We start from the raw sequence: 19361 nt of genomic DNA, 5'->3' as shown, positions 1-19361 counted from the left end.
CCGGCTTCGTCGTCTGATCGATCAGACTCAGGGCTTGGTGACGCTCAGGTCATCCCAGCGGAAGACCGTCGAAGCCAGCGTCGACGCCGAGGACACCGTGTTCATCAGGCCGACCGTTCCGGTCGCCTGCATGGCCGCGGTGGTGTCGGTCGCGGTGACCTGCCAGGTCGCGGGCTCGGCATCCGTCGCCACCCAGACCTTCGCACCGAGGGTCGTCGGGTTGGTCCCGGTGACCGAGAGCGCCACGTTCAGCGTGGTGCCAGGCGTGTAGGTGAACCCGGGCATCAGGTACGAACCCAAGGCCACCTCGTCGCGCAGCAGGTAGAGCCGCACGCCGCCGCCGACCTCGAACCGCACGCGGGTCGAGTAGTTGGATGCGCCGACCTGACGGCCGATCACGGTCGCCGTCGCAGCACCGCCGGCCACGGAGGCATCGGTCGAGATGGAGACCCGCACGAGTGCATCGGTCGCCGTCACGCCCAACCGCGCGATCCTGGTGGAGGAGGGCGTGAGGGTCGCGATGCCCTTGCCATCCGCCACGCTGTACGCCGCTGCGCCGTTCTGGAGCGTCCAGGCACCGCCGATGTCTGCGGAGCCCCAGCTGCCGGTTGCTGCCGTCCGCGCGAACGCGTCGGCTGCCAGCGCGGTGGCGACCGGAGGCGCCGTGACCGTGACCTGCTTCGTGATCGACGTGGCCGCTCCGGTGTTGTCGGTCACCGTGAGGATGACGTCGAACGTGCCGGCTGCCGTGTAGGCGTGCGTCGCGGTCGCGCCGGTCGCAGTGCCTCCGTCGCCGAAGGTCCAGGCGTAGGACTGGATCGTGCCGTCGGGATCGGTGGATGCCGACCCGTCGACCGCGACCGAGAGCCCGGTGGCGGTCGGCGTGAACGCTGCGACCGGTGCCTGGTTCGGTGCCGGAGCGACGGTGACCGAAGAGGTCTTCGTCGCCACGCCGCCGCGGTCATCCGTCACGGTGAGCTTCACCGAGTAGGTGCCAGCCGCCGCGTAGGTGTGCGTCGCGGTCGCGCCGGTCGCAGTGCCTCCGTCGCCGAAGGTCCAGGCGTAGGACTGGATCGTGCCGTCGGGATCGGTGGAGGCCGATCCGTCGACCGAGACCTTGAGGCCTGCGGCCGTAGGCGTGAACGCCGCCGTCGGAAGCTGGTTGGCAGCCGTCGGTGCCGTCGGATCCACGACGGTGAAGGAACGCAGGTTCATGGTCGCCGTCGGCGTGGTCGAGGTGCCACCGAGGTACGCGGTCAGGCCGACGGAACCGGCGGCCTGCAGCGCGGCGGTGGTGTCGGTGCCCGACAGCTGCCATGCGGTCGGCTCGGCATCGGCGGAGCGCCAGACCTTCGCCCGGATGGTCGTCGGCGAGGTGCCGGTGACCTGGAGACGGACCGAGAGCTCGGTGCCCGCGGTGTAGGTGCCCGGGAGCACGTACGAGGCGCCGATCGCGGTCTCACCACGCAGGATGTAGACCCGCATCGTGTTCCCTGCCTCGAACCGCACTCGAGCCGAGTAGTTGTCGGCACCGACCTGGCGGCCGAACATCGTCCAGGAGTACCCGGCGCCCGTCCGGTCGACGGTGAACTTGGCCACCGTGTCGGTGTTCTTCGACGAGACCGAGTTCAACATCGCGCCACGGGTGTCGTAGATGTTGGTCACGATCTGGCCCGACGTGCCATTGGCCGAGAAGCTCGCAGCCCCTCCGGACGTGGTCCATGCCCCGCCCTGATCGGCGGTTCCCCACCCGGAGGCGACGGTGCGCTGGAACTTGTCGCTCGCGAGCACCGTGAACTTCGGCGGCTCGACCGCAGTGACCTGCTTCGTCGCCGTCGCCGTGCCACCACGGTTGTCGGTGACGGTCACCGTGACGGTGTACGCACCACCGGCGGCGTAGTCGTGCGTCGTCGTGGGCGTGGTCGTCGTCGCCGTGACGGTGTCGCCGAAGTTCCAGGCGTAGGAGACGATCTGACCGTCGGAGTCAGCGGATGCCGAAGCATCCAGCGACGCCGTGAGGTTGGCGATCGTCGCAGTCAGCGCCGCGGTCGGCAGGACGTTCGGCGCGAGCGCCGCCGTCACCTGCTGGGTCGTGGTCGCGCTGCCGCCGCGGTCGTCGGTCACCGTCAACGTCACGGCGTACTCGCCCGGCGTCGTGTACGCGTGGGTCGCGGTCTTGCCGGTGGCGAGTGCCCCGTCACCGAACGACCACGAGTAGGTCGCGAGCGTGCCATCGGAGTCGGTGGATGCCGAGGCATCGACCGCGACGCTCATGTGCGTCGTCACCGCGTCGAACGCGGCGGTCGGCAGCACGTTCGCCGCCTGCACCGTGATCGGCTGCGTGATCGTGGCGGTCGCGCCCCGATCATCCGTGACCGTGAGCTTCACGTCGTAGGTGCCGCCGGTCGCGTAGGTGTGCGCGGTCGTCGGTCCGTCGGTCGAGGTGGCTCCGTCGCCGAAGGTCCACTTGTACGAGGCGATCGCGCCGTCGGTGTCGACCGAGGTCGATGCGTCGAAGGCGACGGCGAGGTCGGTCGGCACACTGCTGAACGCAGCGGTCGGAACCTGGTTCACCGAGCCGAAGGCGCCGAGCTGGTAGTGCTCGCTCACCTGCGTCGCGGTGAGCGGGGCGCCGTAGACGGCGACCTCGTCGATCGTGCCGGTGAAGGTGGTCGCGCCGGCCCAGCCGCTGTCGTTGCCGACTCGCCAGTATCCGCTGTAGTCCTGCGCGGCGGTGTTGGCGTTCGTCCCCACCAGTGCGCCGTCGACGTAGAACGCCATGCCGTCGCCCGAGAGCGAACCGACCGCATGGTGCCATTGACCGTCGTTCAGTGCGCCAGTGGTCGTGAGGTTGTACTGCGCGTTGTTCCAGACGCCGAAGTTGAGCTTGCCGTCGGTCGTCATGTAGATGTGACGGTCGTTGCTGCTGCTCAGCCCGCTGTTGCTGTCACCGAAGCCGACGATCTTGCCGCCGGCCGTGGAGGTGGTCTTGAACCAGGCCTCCACCGAGAAGACCTGCGGCGCCACGTACTGCTTGGTGCCGGCGAGCCGGACGGTGGTCGAGCTCGTCGTCGGTGCCCAGCGGATCGCCTTGTTGGTGACGCCGGAGATCGCGCCGGTCTGGTTCTTGACCAGGACGCTGGTGCTCCCCGTGTAGGTGCCGGTGGAGCCGTTCATGCCGGAGTCCGCGGCAGACGTGCCGGTACCGGTCTCGTTCAGACGCCAGAACAGTGTCGGGTCGAGAGTGAAGACCGACTTGCCGTAGTTGTCGGCCGGCGCAGGCGGCAGCGCGCTCGTGCGACCGCTGGCGATGCGGTGCGCGTCGATCTCGTTCCGGGTCAGCGCCCGGTCGTAGAGGGCGACGTTCGCGATCGAACCGCTCAGGTAGGAGCTCGTGCCGACGTTCGGCCAGGAGCCGAGGTTGTCGCCGCCGATGCGCCAGTACCCCTGGTAGTCCTGTGCCGAGGTCGTGTCGGTGCGCTCACCGATCTTGACGCCGTCGACCCAGAGGACCTGGCCCTTCGAGCTCAGCGACGCCACCACGTGGTGCCACTGGTTGTCGTTGAAGCCGGTGCCGCTGGTGACGGTGCGACTCGCCCCGGGGTAGACGCCGAAGGTGACGCGGCCCGAGTTGTCGAGGTACACCTGACGGTCGTAGCTGCCGGAGTTGCCGGTGGCGTTGGAGCCGAAGCCGACGATCTTGCCGCCGCGGGTGCTGTTCGTCTTGAACCAGGCCTCGACGGTGAACGTCTGCGGGCCGGATGTCGGGGTGGTGGTGCCGGCCGAGGAGCCGGTGCTGCCGCTGAAGGTGGTCGCCGAGCCCGGCGTGACCGGACCCGCCGCGCCGCGCGTGGCATTGGCGACGGCGAGGTCGCTGTTGCCTGCCCAGTCGTAGCTCGTCGTGCCTGTCGGCTCGTTCAGGGGCCAGTAGTCCACTGCACCGCTGGCGAGCACGGCGTCGTCATAGGCGGTCGACACGCCCGCAGCAGCGGTCGTCACCGGCGTCCAGTCGCTCTGGGTGCTGTTGCCGAACGAATCGATGGCCTTGATCCGGTAGTTGTATGCCGTTCCCGGCACGGCCGTCGAGTCCCGGTAGGTCATCGCGGGCCTGGTCCAGAAGTTCGAGAGCTGGTCGGTCTCGTACAGGGGCGTGGTCATGCCCTTGTCCTGACGGAAGACCTGGTAGTGCAGGCTCTGGTTGTCGCGATCGTAGTTCGCGCTCCACGAGAGGCGGTTCACGCCGGTCTGGAACGACGTGGCGCTCAGTGTCCACGCACCGCCCTGCACCTGCGGTCCCTGCTTGTTCGGTGCCACGTTCTTCTTCGCGAAGCGGACGATGCCCTGCTGCGAAGCGCCGTTCACCTTGAGGAACTCGCCGCCGACGAGCAGGTAGTCTCCGGCGGAGCTCACCTGCCACGGTCCCTGGGACTGGCCGGTGTAGGTGCCGGGGACGTACTCCGGGTACCACTGCAGCAGATCGCCCGAGGGCTGTCCTGCGAAGTTGCGGTAGCCCTGCGTGTCGTTCGTGATCAGCTTGCCGCTCGGAGCCTTCGCGAAGGCGAGCGAGTGCTTGTACGAGCGCGGGTTCGTCTCGGGGAATCCGTTGACGTTGCCGCAGTAGTGCGGGTGGCCGACCACGTAGATCGCGTCGCCGACGGGGGCGACGTCGTAGCTGTCGCCGTGGCAGTCTTCCATCCACTGCAGGCTGCCGTCGCTCCAGTTGGCGCGGAACGCACCTTCGAAGCCGTCCTGCGAGGTTCCGCCGTAGTCGAAGCCGGTGCCGTAGACGCTGTCGCCGTCGGAGGACAGCGAGTACATCGCGGCCACGGTGCCGGCGTTGCGCAGCACGCTGTTCATCGCCCACGGCAGCAGCGAACCGACGCTCGCGTCGAGCGCCGTGATACCGCGGCCGGGGTTGGTCGAGCCGTTCACCGAGGTGAAGGAGCCGGCGATGACGACCTTGGACTGGTCAGGGGAGATGACGACGCCCTTCGCACCGTACCCTCCCTGCACGTCTGCGGTGAACGGCGTGACCGCTCCGGTCGAGGTGGAGACGGCAGCGACCTTCGTGCGCTGCGTGCCGTTGATCGTGGTGAACTCGCCGGCGAGGTAGACCGTGGAGTTCGTCAGTGCGATCGAGTCGACGCGGCCGTTGGCCTCCGGCGCCCAGTTGGTGACGAGTGCACCGGTCGCGGTGTCGAACGCGGCGACGCGGTAGCGCCATGCGCCGGCCGCCTGCGAGAACATGCCGGCGACGTAGATGCGCGATCCGTCGGCGGACTTCTTGATGTCGAGGACGGTGCCGTTCGTGCCGGGGTTCCATGACGAGATCAGGTTGCCGGTCGTCAGGTCGTAGGCGAGGAGGTTCGCGCGAGGCGTCTCGTTCGAGCCAGCGGGCGATCCGGCAGGACGCGCCTGCGCGAAGCTGCCGCCGACGTAGACCGTGTTGCCGACGACTTCCTGCGCGTAGACGACACCGTCGATCTGCACGGTCGGCAGCGCGTCGGCGGCGAACGTCTCAGGTGTGCCTGCCGCTGGCGTCGTGTCAGCGACGGCGGCGACCGGAACGGTCAACGCGCCGACGATGAGCGCCATGGCGGCGGCGACGGCGCCCAGCAGCTTCACGCCACGATGAGCGCGGTTCTCGCGCGTGTCGGCCGTCTCAGAACGGCCACCCCAATAGATGTGCACTGTTTCTCCCCAGAGTTGCACTGCGCGCATGAGAAGCGACGCATAAATGAAGGCCGTCCCCCATAGACGACCTTTCCCCTGGGCTGATCCTAGGGTAATACCGGCATATCGGCAAGGTGCGATGTACGGACCGCGAGGCGGTCAGCCCGCGGCGCTCAGCCGACCGTGCCGCGGAAGACGAACGCGGGCTGTCCTGCGCGGTAGTCGACCGTCAGGGTCACGTCGTCGCGCTGCTTCTCGGGGATGCTGTAGACGTAGACCCCGTCGGTCGAGTCTCCGACGGCCAGTGTGCCCTCGAACGGGGCCGCTCCTGGCTTGACGAGACCGCCGGCCGGAGTGAGCGCCTCACCGATGTAGGCGTTGACCGCGATGAGGCCGAGGTCGATCGGCGCATCCGTGTCGTTCGTCAGACGCAGCGTGAACTGCACAGCCGGACCCGCGATCTCGCCGGCCTGCACAGCCTCACCCTGGACCGCCTTCATCGCGGTGATCTGCGCGACGAGGCCCTCGCCGTTGTCCGAGGGCTGGTCGGGGGCGACGGGGGCGAGCTCTGGCATGGTGCCGGGCGTCGCCGAGGGATCCGGCGTCGGCTGCGCACTCGGATCAGCCGTTTCCGCGGGAGCCGAGGAGGACGCCGACGGCGATGGGCTCGCGGTGGGCGTGCCACCTTCCGAGGAGCCTGCGGTGACGGCGAAGTACACGATGACGGCGATGACGATCGCGACGACTGCGGCGAGCGCGATCCAGAGCCAGGTCTTCCGACGAGTGCCCTGCACTGATCCGTCCGGTTCTCCGACCATGATCGTCCCCTCCGCGCCCCACGCCGTCGTGATGTCGACGGATGCCGAGATTCTATCGGACGACCTCGACCACGGATCGAGCTGTCAGGACGCCTGTCGCGCGATGCGCCGGCCGTCGCGCCACCCGCGCCAGACCGCACTGAGCGGGCGCCACGGTCGAAGCAGCTGCCGCCTGCCACCACGGAGCAGCACCTCTCGCGCAGCGGATGCCGAGCCGGCATCCCACCGGCGCACGGTCTCCGCGTCGAGCAGCTTCTGCGCCAACAGCATCCGATTCCTGATGTTGTAGTAGTAGTAGAGCGGCGACTTGGCGTGCACGTCGGGATCGCCGATCCCCTGGGTCCCGCCCTCGTCGTGGATGGCCTTCGCCTGCTCAACGAGCACCAGCCGCCCACCGGCATCCTCGATGCGCAGGGAGAAGTCGACGTCCTCCCAGTAGAGGAAGTACTCTTCGTCGAACCCGTCGACCGATGTCCACGCCGCGTCGTTGATCATCAGCGCCGCCCCGGTGAGCCACCGGCGCGTGTCGGCGTCGGGATGCCGCTCAGCCCAGGTCCGACCGTGCGTGGCGCCGTCGCGCAGATCGAGCACGTGGCCGGCCGACCACACCCGCCCTGCGCCGTCATCGACCAGGGGCGCTGCGACCACCGATTCCGCGACGTCGACCTCGTCGAGCAGCAGATGCGTCGCCTCGGCGCCGATCGAGGCATCCGGATTGAGCAGGAGGAAACGAGTCCTGCCATCGGCGAGCGCGGCCTCGACGCCGCGGTTCACGCCTCCGCCGAATCCGAGGTTGCCGCCCTGCGGCAGCGCGATCCATCCCTCGCGCTCGGCCAGCTCACCGACACGGCGGGCCTCCTCGGCGGTCGTGCGGTTGTCGACGACGTACACGGCTGCATCCGGGAGCGCTCGGCTCGTCGCCACGAGATTCAGTTCGAGCAGCGCGGATGACCCGTAGTTGACGACGATGATCGCCAGCGCGGACTCATCCGGCATTCGGGGCGCCGTTCCCGAGACTCCGCATGGCACGGAACCAGCGGACCGCCGCGAGCAGGCAGAACGCGGCTGCTGCGAGGAAGAAGAACGCGTAGGCGACCGCGAAGACACTCGCCCAGCCCCACAGCACGTAGACGAAGCAGACCACGCCGTAATCGACAGGCAGCAGGATCACGGAGCGCAGTGCGCCGCCGCCACCGGTCTGCGCGGAGGAGGCGATCCCCTTCGACGACTTCAGGAGGTCGTTCAGGATCATGCCGAAGAAGGTCGCCGTCGCGACCACCGCGAAGGCGAGCGGTACCAGCAGGTACGGAGTCGGCAGATCGGTGAAGCGGAACAGACCGATCGCAGTGGCGATCGGCAGCGACACGATCTTGATCGCGTCGATGAAGTGGTCCAACCACTCCCCGGCGAGCGAGCCGCCACCGCGCAGTCGCGCGACCTGGCCGTCGGCCGAGTCGAGCGCGTAGCCGATCGCCAGCAGCAGCCAGACGAGGAACCCGGTCCACCATGTCGGCGTCGCGAGAGCCAGGACGAGGATGCCGGAGAACGTGAACACGGCGCTCACCGCGGTGACACCGTTCGGCGACAGCCCGATGCGATAGGCGATGGCCGCGAACACCCGCCCGACCGGACGGTTCACGTACACGCTGTACGCGGGGGCGCCCTTCGCGCGGCCCTTCTGCGCGGAAGACAGGCGCCGCATCGAATCAGCAAAACTCTCCGTGGCCATTCGGCGTGTCCCCTCCGTCGAACCCCGAAGAAAAGGGGCCTCATCCACCAGATAGAGTATGCCTTGCCGAGGGGGCACGCATCTGGGGAGCGTCGCTGACGTCTCGGCGAAGGGGAGGACCACTGCAATGACCCTTGTCGACCCTCCGAACGGAGCCGCTCGGCCACGCGTTCTCATCAGTGCGTATGCCTGCGGCCCCGATCAGGGACCGGAAGCCACCGCCGGCTGGGCACTCGCACGCGCTGCAGCAGAGACGGGCGACGTCTGGATCCTCACCCGCGAGCGGTTCCGCGAGTCGCTGTCGACGGCACTCGCCGCGTCGCCGGAGCTCGCGGCACGGGTGACGGTCGTGCACATCGACCTGCCGGCCCGCGTGATGCGGCTGAAGCGACGGGGCTGGGACCTCTACTGGTACTACGCGCTGTGGCAGCGCCTGGCCGGCCGGACCGCGGCCCGACTGCACGCAGATGTCTCCTTCGACGTCGCGCATCACGTCAGCTTCGCGAACGACTGGTTGCCGTGCGGCATCTCGAAGCTCGACGTCCCCGTCGTCTGGGGCCCGGTCGGCGGCGCCAGCCGCGTGCCGATCAGGGCGCTCAGCCGCTGGCTCGGCGTGCGCGGCACCGTGACCGAGGTCGCGCGCACCGCGCTCACCGCTCTCCCCCGCGCGATCTGGGGCGACGCGACCGCACGGCGCGCAGCGCTGGTCGTCGCGCAGAACCCCGACGTCGCGCATCGATTCCGCCGGGCGAAGCGTGTCGTCGTCGAGCCGAATGCGGCGTTCGCCGAGGAGATCCCGCCGCACCGCGGCAGCGAGTCCGGCCGCACGGCTGTCTTCGCAGGGCGACTCCTCGCCTGGAAGGGCGCAGCGCTCGCGATCGAGACCATCTCACGGCCGGCCGCGGACGGATGGCGGCTGCTCATCCTCGGCGAGGGCTACGAGCGCGCGCGCCTGCAGCGGCTCGCGAAGACGCTGGGCGTGGGCGACCGCGTCGAGTTCCTCGGGCACCTGCCCCGCGAGGAGACGCTGGACACTCTCGCGGCATCCGATGCCCTGCTCTTCCCGTCGATGCACGACCAGGCGGGATGGATCGTCGGCGAAGCGAGCGCGATGGGGCTGCCGGTGGTGTGCCTCGACCTGGGCGGGCCGCCGACGCTCGCAGATATCAACGCACGTGTCGTGCAGGCGGATGCGCCGGACCTCCCCGATCGTCTCGCCGAGACGCTCCGCGACTCCGCAGCGGCACCCGGGCGCCCGCACCGACGGTGGGCGGAGGACCGGCTGCCCGCGATCGTCGGCGACTGGTACGCGACGGCGATGGGCGGACGGCGACGGCCGCTCGCGGTCATGGAGTCGCTCACACGACTGCGCCCGACCACGAACCCGTACCTCGTGCAGCTCTGCGAGGCGCTCGACCGCACGCCGGGCATCGACCTGTCCTTCTTCAGCTGGAAGCGCGCCATCCTCGGCCGCCTCGACGTGCTGCACGTGCACTGGCCCGAGCTGCTCGTGGGTGGCCACCGCCTCTCCGGTCGCATCGCCCGACGGATCCTGACCGCAGTGTTCCTCGTCAGGGCACGCCTGACCGGTGTCGCGATCGTGCGGACGCTGCACAACCTCGAGCGTCCGTCCGACATGGCGAAGATCGACCTCGCGCTGCTCGACGCCGTCGACCGCCTCACGACCCTCACGATCACACTGAACGACGACACACCCCTCCCGGAGGGTCATGCCCGGCGGACGATCCTGCACGGGCACTACCGCGACTGGTTCGCGTCGTACCCGACGCCGGAGGCGATCGACGGCCGGATGGGATACGTCGGCCTGATCCGACGGTACAAGGGCGTGGAGCAGCTGATCGAGGCGTTCAGGGCGCTGGATGCCGATGGGTCGAGCCTCTCGGTCGCTGGACGCCCATCGACCGATGACCTGGAGGCCGAGCTGATCGGTCTCGCCGGCGACGACGCCAGGGTGGAGTTCCACTTCCGCTTCCTCGACGACGCCGAGCTGGTGGCGCGGATCTCGGAGGCGGAGTTCATCGTGCTGCCGTACCGGCACATGCACAACTCCGGCACCGCGCTGGCCGCCCTCTCGGTCGGACGCGCGATCCTCGTCCCTGACAACACGGTCAACCGGGCGCTGGCGATCGAGGTCGGCGAGCGCTGGGTGCACCTCTTCGACGGCGAGCTGACCGACGCCGATCTGGCGCGCGTGCGCGCGGCGGTCGCGGCCGGCATCGACGGCTCCCCCGACCTCTCGCAACGCGACTGGTCGACGGTCGGTGCTGAACATTCCAGGGCGTTCCACGCCGCATCGGCGTTGCGGAAGGCTCGTCGATGACCGGTGGCATCCGGATCGCGGTGGCGATCCCCACCTACCGGCGGCCCGAACGTCTCAGCAGCCTCCTCGCCGTGCTCCCCGCGCGCTTCGCGGAACTCGATGAGCGCGACAGCGTCGACGTCTTCGTGATCGACAATGACCCGGACGGCAGCGCGCAGGATGCCGCGACGGCACCGTCGCCCGGCATCCGAGTGACCTATGCTCCGGAGCCGACACCGGGGATCGCGGCGGCCCGCCAGCACGCGCTCGATGTTGCAGTCGAGTACGACCTCCTCGCGTTCATCGATGACGACGAGGTCCCCCGCGCGAACTGGCTCCGAGCACTCGTCGACACCTGGCGTCGCACCGGCGCAGCCGCCGTGGCCGGGCACGTGCACACCGAGTTCCCCGCCGGCACCGATCCGTGGGTGCTCGCATCGGGGCTCTTCGCCCGTCCGCTCCGCCGCGATGGCGAGTCGCTTCCCGCCGCGGGCGCAGGCAACCTCCTGCTCGACCTGGAGCAGGTGCGCGCCGCAGGGATCTCCTTCGACACCTCGCTCGGTCTCTCCGGCGGCGAGGACACCCTGTTCACCCGTGCGATCGTCCGGGCAGGCGGGCGTGTCGTCGCCTGCCCCGCCTCCGTCGCCGAGGACGAGCTCGAGGTGGAGCGCGCGACTCGGCGCTTCGCCCTCGCGCGAGCGCGGCATCACGGGCAGACACAGTCGGTGATCGAGCTGCGCATGGCGCACGGTGCGGTGGGTCGAGCACGCTCGCGGGTGCGCAACCTGATCAAGGGCGTCGGCTGGTCCGCCCGCGGCACGGTACGACGGGTGGTCGGGATGCTTTCAGGCTCGCTCGAGCGCCGTGCCAGGGGTGCGCGTGACGTGCAGCGCGGCATCGGGCTCGTGCAGGGCGCGCTCGGCGCTGCCGCACCGGAATACGCGCGCGATGCCGTCCACGGTCGTGGCGCGCGTCGTGCTCGCGCCGCGCTGCGCCGCGTCGTGCGCGGCATCTCCCCGGTCTTCCGCTCCGTCGTCAGCGTCGGCACCACACACAGGGTCGTCGTCCTCACGCTCGACGACGGCCCCGACCCGGAGTGGACGCCCGGCATCCTCGACGAGCTCGCCAGGCGAGGAGCGACGGCGACGTTCTTCGTCCTCCTCACCCGCACCGGCACGCACGCCGACCTCCTCCGACGGATCGTCGCCGAGGGGCATGAGGTCGCGCTGCACGGGGCGGATCACCGGCGACTGACGTCGTACACCGGTGCCGATGCCCTGCGGATGCTCGAGAAGTCCCGCACAGAACTCGAGCAGCTGGCTGCGGCACCGGTCCGCTGGTACCGTCCCCCGTACGGTGCGCTGAACCCCTCGACCTGGCGCGCAGTCCGCCGCGCCGGCATGACCCCGGTGCTCTGGACGACCAGCGTGCTCGACGGGCGCGACGCCCCGCATACCGAGCGTCTCGCCAGGGCGACCTCTGGCATCGAAGCCGGAGCGATCGTGCTCGCCCACGACTCCCGCGCCGGGGCAGCCGACGGCGTCGACGACCCCGAGATCGCACGGTTCGACCGCGTGGCGCTGATCTCCGACGTCCTCGACGAGTACGAGCGACGCGGACTGCAGGCGGTCTCACTGGCGAACGCGTTGCGCTCGGGTCGGCTGCGCCGTCGGATGGTGCTCGTCGGCTGACGACGCCGCTCGGGCATCGTCAGCCGACGAGGTCAGCGGGCGGTCACGGGTGCGTGCGGCGCACCGACGGCGCGGGTCTGCAGGGACACGCCGAGCAGATCAGCGAGCTTCCCCGGCAGCGCCGATGCACCCACGCCGGGGATCGCCTTCGTGAGCTGCCACGTCGCGGCATCCACGATCGGTGCTCCCTCCGACAGCACCGACTTCGTGTCGTTGCCGGTCAGCGCCCGGAACTCCTCGATCGTGGTGATGCCACGGGTGCCGTTCGCTCCATCCGCCCAGCACGCGAAGTTCGCGGGCGACGATGCGGATGACCGGTGATACAGGTTCGCATCCTGCGTGATCCCGAACTGGCTGCCGGTCCACCTGTTGGTCAGGTCCTGCACGAGCATCGGGCACGCCTGGCCGCCGTACGAGAGGATGTTGTTCCGAACGACGACATCGCTGGTGATCCACGGGATCAGCGAGCTGATGCTCCGGACCTCCTGCCGGCGTTCGTCCTGCATGTAGGTGATCGTCCGTCCGTTGTCGACGATCGTGTTGTTCCAGATGTCGACGTCGCCCGAGTCGAAGACGAACACCCCGCTGTTGCCGTTGCCGATGATGTAGTTGCCTGCGACCGTCGCGGTCTGGCTGAGCTCGATCTCGAGCCCCTCACGACCGTTGCCCTCGAACACGTTGTTCGTGATGTTCAGCTTCGAGCTCGAGACGTCGAACCACAGACCGGTTGAACCCACGTTGTCGGAGATGATGCTGTCCGTGACGGTCACGTTCGACGCCCGCGACATCTTCACCCCGCCCGCGACCGGCGTGTAGTTGAACTTCGCGGCATTGTTATCCGTCACGAGCGAGCTCTCGAGCGTGAGGTTGTCGGAGTCGTTGACGGCGATGCCGAGCAGTCCGTTGCCGGTGACGGTGAGGTTGCGAAGCGTCTTGTCGTCGTTCCAGACGAAGAGTCCCACCGTCGCGTTGTCGCGGATCACCATGTTCTCGAGGGTGAGCCCGTCGACCTCGGCGCTCACAGCGCCCAGCATCGCCACGGTGGTGGCGTAGCGCTGCACGCCGATGCCACGGACGGTGGTCCCCTCGCCCTGGATCTTCAGGGCCTTGGCGAGTGCGCTCGCTTCGACCGTGTGACCAGCGGGGTCGTTGCCGACGATGATCTGCTTCGCGCCCTGATCGACGAAGAAGGTGCCGGCGGTGACGTCCGAACGGCTGCCGACCTGCGTCAGCGGCGCACCGTCGAACCAGACCTGATCCGGGTGACCGGCCAGCGGGTTCGAGCCGTTGACCCACCAGCTCGTCTCATCCTGACCGGCGCTGAACGACACACGACTGTCGAAGAAGGTGCCCCACGCCGCGGCCCAGGTATTGCCTGACTGCGACCAGCCGGTGACCGGCTTGGAACCGTCGAGCCACACCGCCTCGCCGGGTGCCGACTGGATCGTCAGCTTCTTGTGGAACGGCACCGAGACGCTCTCGCGGTACACACCTGCGCGCAGCACGATCGTCGAACCGCTGGGGGCCGCATCGATCGCTCGCTGCGCACCCGCCACCGGGTTCGCCTTGGTCCCGCTGCCCGAGCTGCGCGTGCCGTCCGGCACGACGTAGATCGCGTCGGCGGGCGCGGCGTACGACGTCTGACCGACCGGAATCGACCCGGCCGTGCCGCTGCCTGACGCCGGGGGCGTGACCGGCGGCGTCGTCGGCGGCGTGACCGGCGGCGTCGTCGGCGGCGTCGTCGGAGGAGTCACCGGCGGCATGACCGGGGGCGTCGTCGGTTCCGGCTCAGGGGTCGGGGTGGGAGTCGGGGTCGGCGTCGGGGTCGGCGTCGGCGTCGGCGTTGGCGTCGGGTTCGGCGTTGGCGTCGGGTTCGGCGTCGGAGTTGGCGTCGGAGTGACGGTCGGCTTCGGGGTCGGGGTGGGAGTCGCGGTCGGCGTGGGCTCCTGGGTCGGCACCGGCGTCGGCTCCGGGGCCGTGGTGGGCTCCGGCACGGGCGTCGGGACCGGCTCGGGGGCGGGCTGCAGGTCGTCGGAGCTCACGCTGAGCTCATCGACATTCACGGCGAGGGGCTGGTTGCCCGGCGACATGTACGTCTGGATACCGGGCGTCCCCGCGGTCCGCACCGCATCCGCAGATCCGTCCGTCACCGTCATCTGCCAGTCCGGGGTCTCCGTGCCGACGATCCAGGCACGCGCTCGCACGGTGACATCGTCGGTTCCGTCGGCCTCGATCTCCACCCGAACCGCGGCGCCCTCAGGCACCTCGCCGATCAGGAGGAGGTCCTGCCGGATCACGGTCTGGGTGTCGTTCGCGTCGTAGCGGCCGATCGAGAGCACGCCGCGCGACTGGGTGTCGAGCCGGAATCGGGCACCGTAGTAGCCGGAGTCGCTGTTGCGCGTGGTCACGATGGTCGTCGCGCCGTACCCGGAGGTCGGCACCGCGGAGTAACGGATCGTCGCACCGACGGTCGCGTCCGTCGCCGTCGCGGTCGTCGCGACGTGGATGCTCCGGTGTCCGCCGCTGGTGGCGATCACGCCGGCGTCGTCGCTCACGGAGGCGTCGGCCGCTGGTGAGGAGACGTAGCCGTCGCCCCACCCTCCGGTCGTCGAGCGGGTGAACGTGTCCGTCCAGGTCTCGGAGCCATCGGCATCCGTCGTGGTCTGCGCCGCCGCGGAAGCGAGTGCGCTGGCGGGTTCGGGGACCGATGCATCGACGGCAGCGGCTGCGGCCGACGGGACGGCGAGTGCGCCGGCCACGAGCGCGACGGTCATCGCGGTCCAGATCGATCGAGGGGTGTGCGGACGGTTCGACGATCGCTGGAGCGCGACCTTGTGGAACGAAGTCATGTGGGGGAGCCCGGGCCTTTTCGTGGGGGATCGTGCTTCTGACAGCGAGCTCGGGCGATCCGTCACCGTCGCGTCGGCGTCACCGATGCGACCGTGTTCTTGCGGGAACCACTCGAGTTCTGGTCCCTCCCCGCTGGGCACCATACCCCATGAAGCTGGAAACGCTCCAGATTCGTTACAGCTCGCCCGGCCGCATCGCCTCGGCGTCGATCGCCCGGATCACACGCAGCGTGGCCGTGTCGACGGGCGGCTCACCGGCAGGTCCTCGGCGCCGCTTGGGCGCGTAGACCACCAGCGAATGGAACAGGAATCGGGCGAAGAACGCCACGACCAGCGTGACGCCGGTGGCCAGCACGCTGGAGATGTGCCAGGTCTCGACCATGAGCGCCATCACGGGGATGCGCACAGCCGCCTCGACGTTGTTGAACGTGAACGAGGTCGCGAATCGGGCGCCGAGTCCGCGGGCATCGGTGCGCATGTCGGCGAACACGAATCGTTCCTGCAGCAGGAAGTTGCCGATGATGGTGACCTCGGCGCCGATGATCGCAGCCCAGACGTAGGGCACACCGACCAGGGTCAGCACCCACATGATGCCGAGGTTGGCCACGGCGCCGATCACGCCGATCATCGCGAAGAGCGACATCTTCCCGAACCGCAGCCGCGCCAGGTGGGCGATGAAGGTGCCGCCCTGCCGCAGGCTCGCCTTCGACGTGCCGTGGCGTCGCTCGCCGAACTCCATCGGGATCTCGGCGATGCGCAGATCGGTGCGGGCGAGGATCTCGAGCAGGATCTTGAACCCCTGCGGCTTGAGCGACTCGACGTCGAGTCGCGCGCTGTCCACCAGGAAGAAGCCGGTCATCGGGTCGGTGCTGTTCGCGAGCCGGATCGGGAACATGGCCCTGGTCAGCCAGGTCGCCGCACGGGAGACCCCGAAGCGCACTGCAGTGCCGAGCCCGCTCGTGTCCCCGCCGCCGACATACCGCGAGGCGGCGACGACATCGGCATCCCCCGCCTCGTAGCGTTCGAGGAGCGCGGGGAGCAGCTCCGGCGGATGCTGCAGATCGCCGTCCATCACGATGCAGACGTCGGATGCCGCGGCCCTCAGGCCGACCACGACCGCGCCGCCGAGTCCGCCGACGTTGTCGTCGCGATGGATCACGCGGACCGGCACCGCAGCGCCCACGGCGACGCGAGCCACCTCGCTCGCCGTATCGTCGGTGCTGTCGTCGACGAACAGGATCTCGGCATCACGGCCGTGCAGCGCGGCGGCTGTGCGCGCCACGAGCTCCGCGACGTTGTCGCGTTCGTTGAAGGTCGGCACGATGACCGTGACCGCTGTCCCCACGCGCCGCCCTCCCCTGTGCATCAGTCCGCGGCACCATCGTCGCACGGGATCCTGTGCCTGAGAAACCATCCGCCAGCGGCAGCGCCCGCCGAGGAAGGACTCGCGCAGGGCGTGCCGGATCCGCTAGGCTGGGCCGATGCGGCTGTGGGAGTCGCTGGGTGGATGGGGATCCGCCTTCTGGGGAAGTACTGATCTGGGGAGATCATGGCTACGCGTATCGGCTATGCCGCTGGGGCATTCGACCTGTTCCATGTGGGACACCTGAACCTGCTCCGTCATGCCAAGCAGCACTGCGACGTTCTGATCGCCGGTGTCGTGAGCGACGAGATGCTGCGTCAGGTGAAGGGCATCGAGCCCGTCATCCCGACGTCTGAGCGCGCGGAGATCGTGAGTCACATCTCCTTCGTCGATGACGTCTACGTGGAGACGAGTCCGTCGAAGATGGATGCCTGGGAAGACGTGCGTTTCACGCACTTCTTCAAGGGCGACGACTGGCGAGGCACCGACAAGGGCCTCCGCCTCGAGCGCGATTTCGCAGAGGTGGGCGTCGAGGTCGTGTACTTCCCGTACACCGCGCACACGTCGAGCTCGTCGTTGCGTCGCGCCCTCGATGCGATCACCGCTGCGGCGAACCCGCCGGCACTGGTCGCGAGCCGCTGAACGCGGGCGTCGCGATCACGTCGCGACGCCGAGCAGGCTTCGGGCCATACGCGCCACATGGGGCGGCGTGTGTGGCCCGAGCCAGACGGTCCAATGCGCCGGCGGCTCGGTGCAGGTCCATTCGACGCACCACGCGTGCACGGCGTTGGCCAGCCGCTCCCCCTTGGTGTGCGCGCGGATGCCGTCTCCGCGCACCAGCCACCGCACCTCGACGCCGTCCGGGACGTCGATGTGCCGGAACTGGATCCGCGCCGCAGCCTCGAAGACGATCGTCCCCTGCGCGTCCCACGGCAGTCGAGCAGCGATACCGGCGATCGCCGCAGCATCCGCCGCATCTCCTGCGATCAGGAACGGTCCTTCGATGCTGTCCCAGTCCGGGTCACTCAGATGCTCGCACGCGCTCATGGGACCAGTATAGGTAAGGCTACCCTTATCTTCAATCCTTGAATCCGTTCCACCACCCGGATGCTGCGCCGCCGTCACCTCGACGCCACTCCCGGTCAGCGGGCATACCCTTGATGCATGACCTCTCTCGACGCATCCACCATCACGATGTTCGGCGCCGACTGGTGCCGCGACTGCATCCGCACCAAGAAGCAGCTCGACGAACTCGGTGTCGAGTACACCTACGTCGACCTCGTGGCCGAGCCCGACGCCGCCGATGTCGCCAAGGACATCTCGGGCCGCACGAACATCCCCGTGGTCGTCTACCCCGATTCCTCGCACCACGTCGAGCCGTCCAACGCCGACGTCGAGTCGAAGCTGCGCGAACTCTCCCTCATCTGAGACGGCATCGCGTCGCTACACTGGCGCGATGAGCACCGAGGCTCGCCCCGAGCGGGCAGCAGTCCGCCTTCCTGCACGGACGATCGCGCTGTACGCGGTCGGTTCGGTCGGCACCGGCGGCTATGCGACCCTGCCCGGGCTGGTGCTGACGTACTTCCTCACCGACAACCTCGGTGTCGCGGCGCTCGCCGCCGGCCTGATCGTGACCGCGGCGAAGATCTGGGATGTCGTGATCGATCCCCTGATCGGTGCAGCCTCCGACCGGCAGCTCGCGCGCACCGCCTCCCGCCGTGGCTTCATGGTCACCGGCGCGTTCGCCCTGCCGGTGTTCTTCGCTCTGACGTTCGCCGTCCCCCCGACCTGGGGGCCGGTCGCCGGGGCGGCCTGCGTCCTGCTGGCGTTCCTCGGCACGGCGACCGCGTTCAGCCTGTTCCAGGTGCCGTATGTGGCGCTGCCCGCCGAACTGACCGCCAGCTACGACCAGCGCACCAGGCTGCTCGGCTGGCGAGTGGTCGTGCTCACGGCTGCGATCCTGCTGTTCGGAGCCGGCGGACCGGCGCTCCGCGAGGCCGGATCCGATCAGGTGACCGGGTATCTGCTGATGGGCGTGCTCGCCGGAGTCGCGATCGGGATCGGCATGCTGATCTCCGCCAGGACAGCGGATGCCGCAGCCACCGCGCCATCGATGTCGGCGGCGGCACCGGTCGGCATCCGTGAGCAGTACCTCTCCGGATTCCGCGCGCTGCGCCGCAGTCAGCCGTTCCGGGCGCTGCTGGGCACCTTCCTGCTGCAGGCACTCGCGACGGGCACCATGCTCGCCGGTGCGCAGTACGTCGCGACCTGGGTGCTGCGCTCTGAGGATGCGGTGACGCTCGTGTTCGTAGCGCTGGTCGGTCCCGCGCTGCTCGCCACGCCGGGCTGGACCCTCATCGCCCGACGCCTGGGCAAGGAACGGGCGTTCACGATCGCGAGCATCATCTTCGCGGTCGCCGCGGCGTCGCTCACGCTCGCCGTCTGGCAGCCCGGCGCCTGGATGTACGCCTCGATCGCGGTCGCCGGCATCGCCTACGCCGGCCTCCAGTCACTGCCGATGGCGATGCTGCCCGATGTCATCTCGCACGATGAGCGGACGAGCAGCCGAGGACAGGCCGGCACCTTCACCGGCGTCTGGACGGCCGGCGAGACCGTGGGGTTCGCGCTCGGTGCCACAGCGGTGTCGCTCATGCTCGCGGCGACGGGGTACATCTCCACGGTCGCAGGCACGACGGTCACGCAGCCAGGCACCGCGGTCACCGGGATCGTGCTCAGCTTCAGCATCCTTCCTGCCCTGCTGATGCTCGCGAGCCTGCTTCCGCTGCACCACTACCGGCTCCGACGCTCCGACTTCCCGTGACCCCCTCGCCCCCCTCGCCGAGCGGCCCCTTTTTGCGCGAGCCACCCCCTTGAGTGCCGTCGAAAGAGGGGTGGTTCGCACACAAGGGGGCCGCTCG

12 protein-coding genes are annotated in these 19361 nt (G+C 69.2%); 5 read left to right on the top strand and 7 right to left on the bottom strand.

Going from position 1 to position 19361, the window contains the following annotated elements:
- Positions 1-27 precede the first annotated feature (27 nt).
- The 4 genes from RS83_RS07680 to RS83_RS07665 all read right to left on the bottom strand — a co-directional run bounded on the left by RS83_RS07680 (position 28) and on the right by RS83_RS07665 (position 8193).
- Positions 28-5691 (bottom strand): PKD domain-containing protein, encoded by a 5664-nt coding sequence (locus tag RS83_RS07680; RefSeq protein ID WP_052678962.1) that lies wholly within the window; start codon positions 5689-5691, stop codon positions 28-30.
- A gap of 155 nt (positions 5692-5846) precedes the next feature.
- On the bottom strand, positions 5847-6491 hold the full coding sequence (locus tag RS83_RS18250; protein ID WP_052678960.1) for a hypothetical protein: 645 nt from the start codon (positions 6489-6491) through the stop codon (positions 5847-5849).
- Between the two features lie 84 nt (positions 6492-6575).
- Positions 6576-7487: a glycosyltransferase family 2 protein gene (locus tag RS83_RS07670; RefSeq protein WP_045278942.1), complete on the bottom strand. Its 912-nt coding sequence runs from the start codon at positions 7485-7487 to the stop codon at positions 6576-6578.
- Positions 7477-8193, bottom strand: coding sequence for a CDP-alcohol phosphatidyltransferase family protein (locus RS83_RS07665; RefSeq protein WP_230114964.1), 717 nt, complete (start codon positions 8191-8193; stop codon positions 7477-7479). Before RS83_RS07665 ends, RS83_RS07670 begins: the two co-directional genes overlap by 11 nt.
- A gap of 154 nt (positions 8194-8347) precedes the next feature.
- Here RS83_RS07665 and RS83_RS18245 point away from each other — a divergent pair, with 154 nt between their 5' ends.
- Both RS83_RS18245 and RS83_RS18240 read left to right on the top strand, forming a co-directional pair.
- On the top strand, positions 8348-10561 hold the full coding sequence (locus RS83_RS18245) for a glycosyltransferase (RefSeq protein WP_052678958.1): 2214 nt from the start codon (positions 8348-8350) through the stop codon (positions 10559-10561).
- Positions 10558-12231 (top strand): polysaccharide deacetylase family protein, encoded by a 1674-nt coding sequence (locus tag RS83_RS18240; protein ID WP_052678957.1) that lies wholly within the window; start codon positions 10558-10560, stop codon positions 12229-12231. The genes RS83_RS18245 and RS83_RS18240 overlap by 4 nt, the downstream gene beginning before the upstream one ends.
- Positions 12232-12263: 32 nt before the next feature.
- On the opposite strand, the gene RS83_RS18740 is transcribed toward RS83_RS18240, so the two are convergent.
- Both RS83_RS18740 and RS83_RS07640 read right to left on the bottom strand, forming a co-directional pair.
- Positions 12264-15080, bottom strand: a complete 2817-nt coding sequence (locus tag RS83_RS18740; protein ID WP_052678955.1) for a right-handed parallel beta-helix repeat-containing protein — start codon at positions 15078-15080, stop codon at positions 12264-12266.
- 175 nt (positions 15081-15255) lie between these two features.
- Entirely contained in the window at positions 15256-16446 is a 1191-nt protein-coding gene (locus tag RS83_RS07640) for a glycosyltransferase (RefSeq protein WP_045278940.1), read from the bottom strand.
- A 183-nt stretch (positions 16447-16629) separates the two neighbouring features.
- Between RS83_RS07640 and RS83_RS07635 the strand changes: the two genes are divergently transcribed.
- On the top strand, positions 16630-17085 hold the full coding sequence (locus RS83_RS07635) for an adenylyltransferase/cytidyltransferase family protein (RefSeq protein ID WP_045278939.1): 456 nt from the start codon (positions 16630-16632) through the stop codon (positions 17083-17085).
- 15 nt (positions 17086-17100) lie between these two features.
- Here RS83_RS07635 and RS83_RS07630 read toward each other — a convergent pair whose 3' ends face one another.
- Positions 17101-17490 (bottom strand): SIP domain-containing protein, encoded by a 390-nt coding sequence (locus RS83_RS07630; RefSeq protein WP_045278938.1) that lies wholly within the window; start codon positions 17488-17490, stop codon positions 17101-17103.
- A gap of 117 nt (positions 17491-17607) precedes the next feature.
- On the opposite strand from RS83_RS07630, the gene RS83_RS07625 reads away from it, so the two are divergent.
- The gene (locus RS83_RS07625; RefSeq protein ID WP_045278937.1) at positions 17608-17871 is read left to right on the top strand and encodes a glutaredoxin family protein; all 264 of its coding nucleotides are present in this window, start codon (positions 17608-17610) and stop codon (positions 17869-17871) included.
- Positions 17872-17899: 28 nt separating this feature from the next.
- On the top strand, positions 17900-19264 hold the full coding sequence (locus tag RS83_RS07620; protein WP_045278936.1) for an MFS transporter: 1365 nt from the start codon (positions 17900-17902) through the stop codon (positions 19262-19264).
- The last annotated feature ends 97 nt before the right edge of the window (positions 19265-19361 follow it).

Origin of the sequence: Microbacterium oxydans (assembly GCF_000956525.1) — a bacterium.
Lineage (GTDB): Bacteria > Actinomycetota > Actinomycetes > Actinomycetales > Microbacteriaceae > Microbacterium > Microbacterium oxydans_A.
Note: the sequence above shows the minus strand (reverse complement) of the source record. Positions and strands in the feature narration are given on the sequence as shown.

What these genes read in the sequence shown, in the direction of transcription:
- RS83_RS18250 (WP_052678960.1), bottom strand. Translation starts at nt 6,491, where the DNA reads ATGGTCGGAGAACCGGACGGATCAGTGCAGGGCACTCGTCGGAAGACC.
- RS83_RS07670 (WP_045278942.1), bottom strand. Translation starts at nt 7,487, where the DNA reads ATGCCGGATGAGTCCGCGCTGGCGATCATCGTCGTCAACTACGGGTCA.
- RS83_RS07665 (WP_230114964.1), bottom strand. Translation starts at nt 8,193, where the DNA reads ATGCGGCGCCTGTCTTCCGCGCAGAAGGGCCGCGCGAAGGGCGCCCCC.
- RS83_RS18245 (WP_052678958.1), top strand. Translation starts at nt 8,348, where the DNA reads ATGACCCTTGTCGACCCTCCGAACGGAGCCGCTCGGCCACGCGTTCTC.
- RS83_RS18240 (WP_052678957.1), top strand. Translation starts at nt 10,558, where the DNA reads ATGACCGGTGGCATCCGGATCGCGGTGGCGATCCCCACCTACCGGCGG.
- RS83_RS18740 (WP_052678955.1), bottom strand. Translation starts at nt 15,080, where the DNA reads ATGACTTCGTTCCACAAGGTCGCGCTCCAGCGATCGTCGAACCGTCCG.
- RS83_RS07640 (WP_045278940.1), bottom strand. Translation starts at nt 16,446, where the DNA reads ATGCACAGGGGAGGGCGGCGCGTGGGGACAGCGGTCACGGTCATCGTG.
- RS83_RS07635 (WP_045278939.1), top strand. Translation starts at nt 16,630, where the DNA reads ATGGCTACGCGTATCGGCTATGCCGCTGGGGCATTCGACCTGTTCCAT.
- RS83_RS07630 (WP_045278938.1), bottom strand. Translation starts at nt 17,490, where the DNA reads ATGAGCGCGTGCGAGCATCTGAGTGACCCGGACTGGGACAGCATCGAA.
- RS83_RS07625 (WP_045278937.1), top strand. Translation starts at nt 17,608, where the DNA reads ATGACCTCTCTCGACGCATCCACCATCACGATGTTCGGCGCCGACTGG.
- RS83_RS07620 (WP_045278936.1), top strand. Translation starts at nt 17,900, where the DNA reads ATGAGCACCGAGGCTCGCCCCGAGCGGGCAGCAGTCCGCCTTCCTGCA.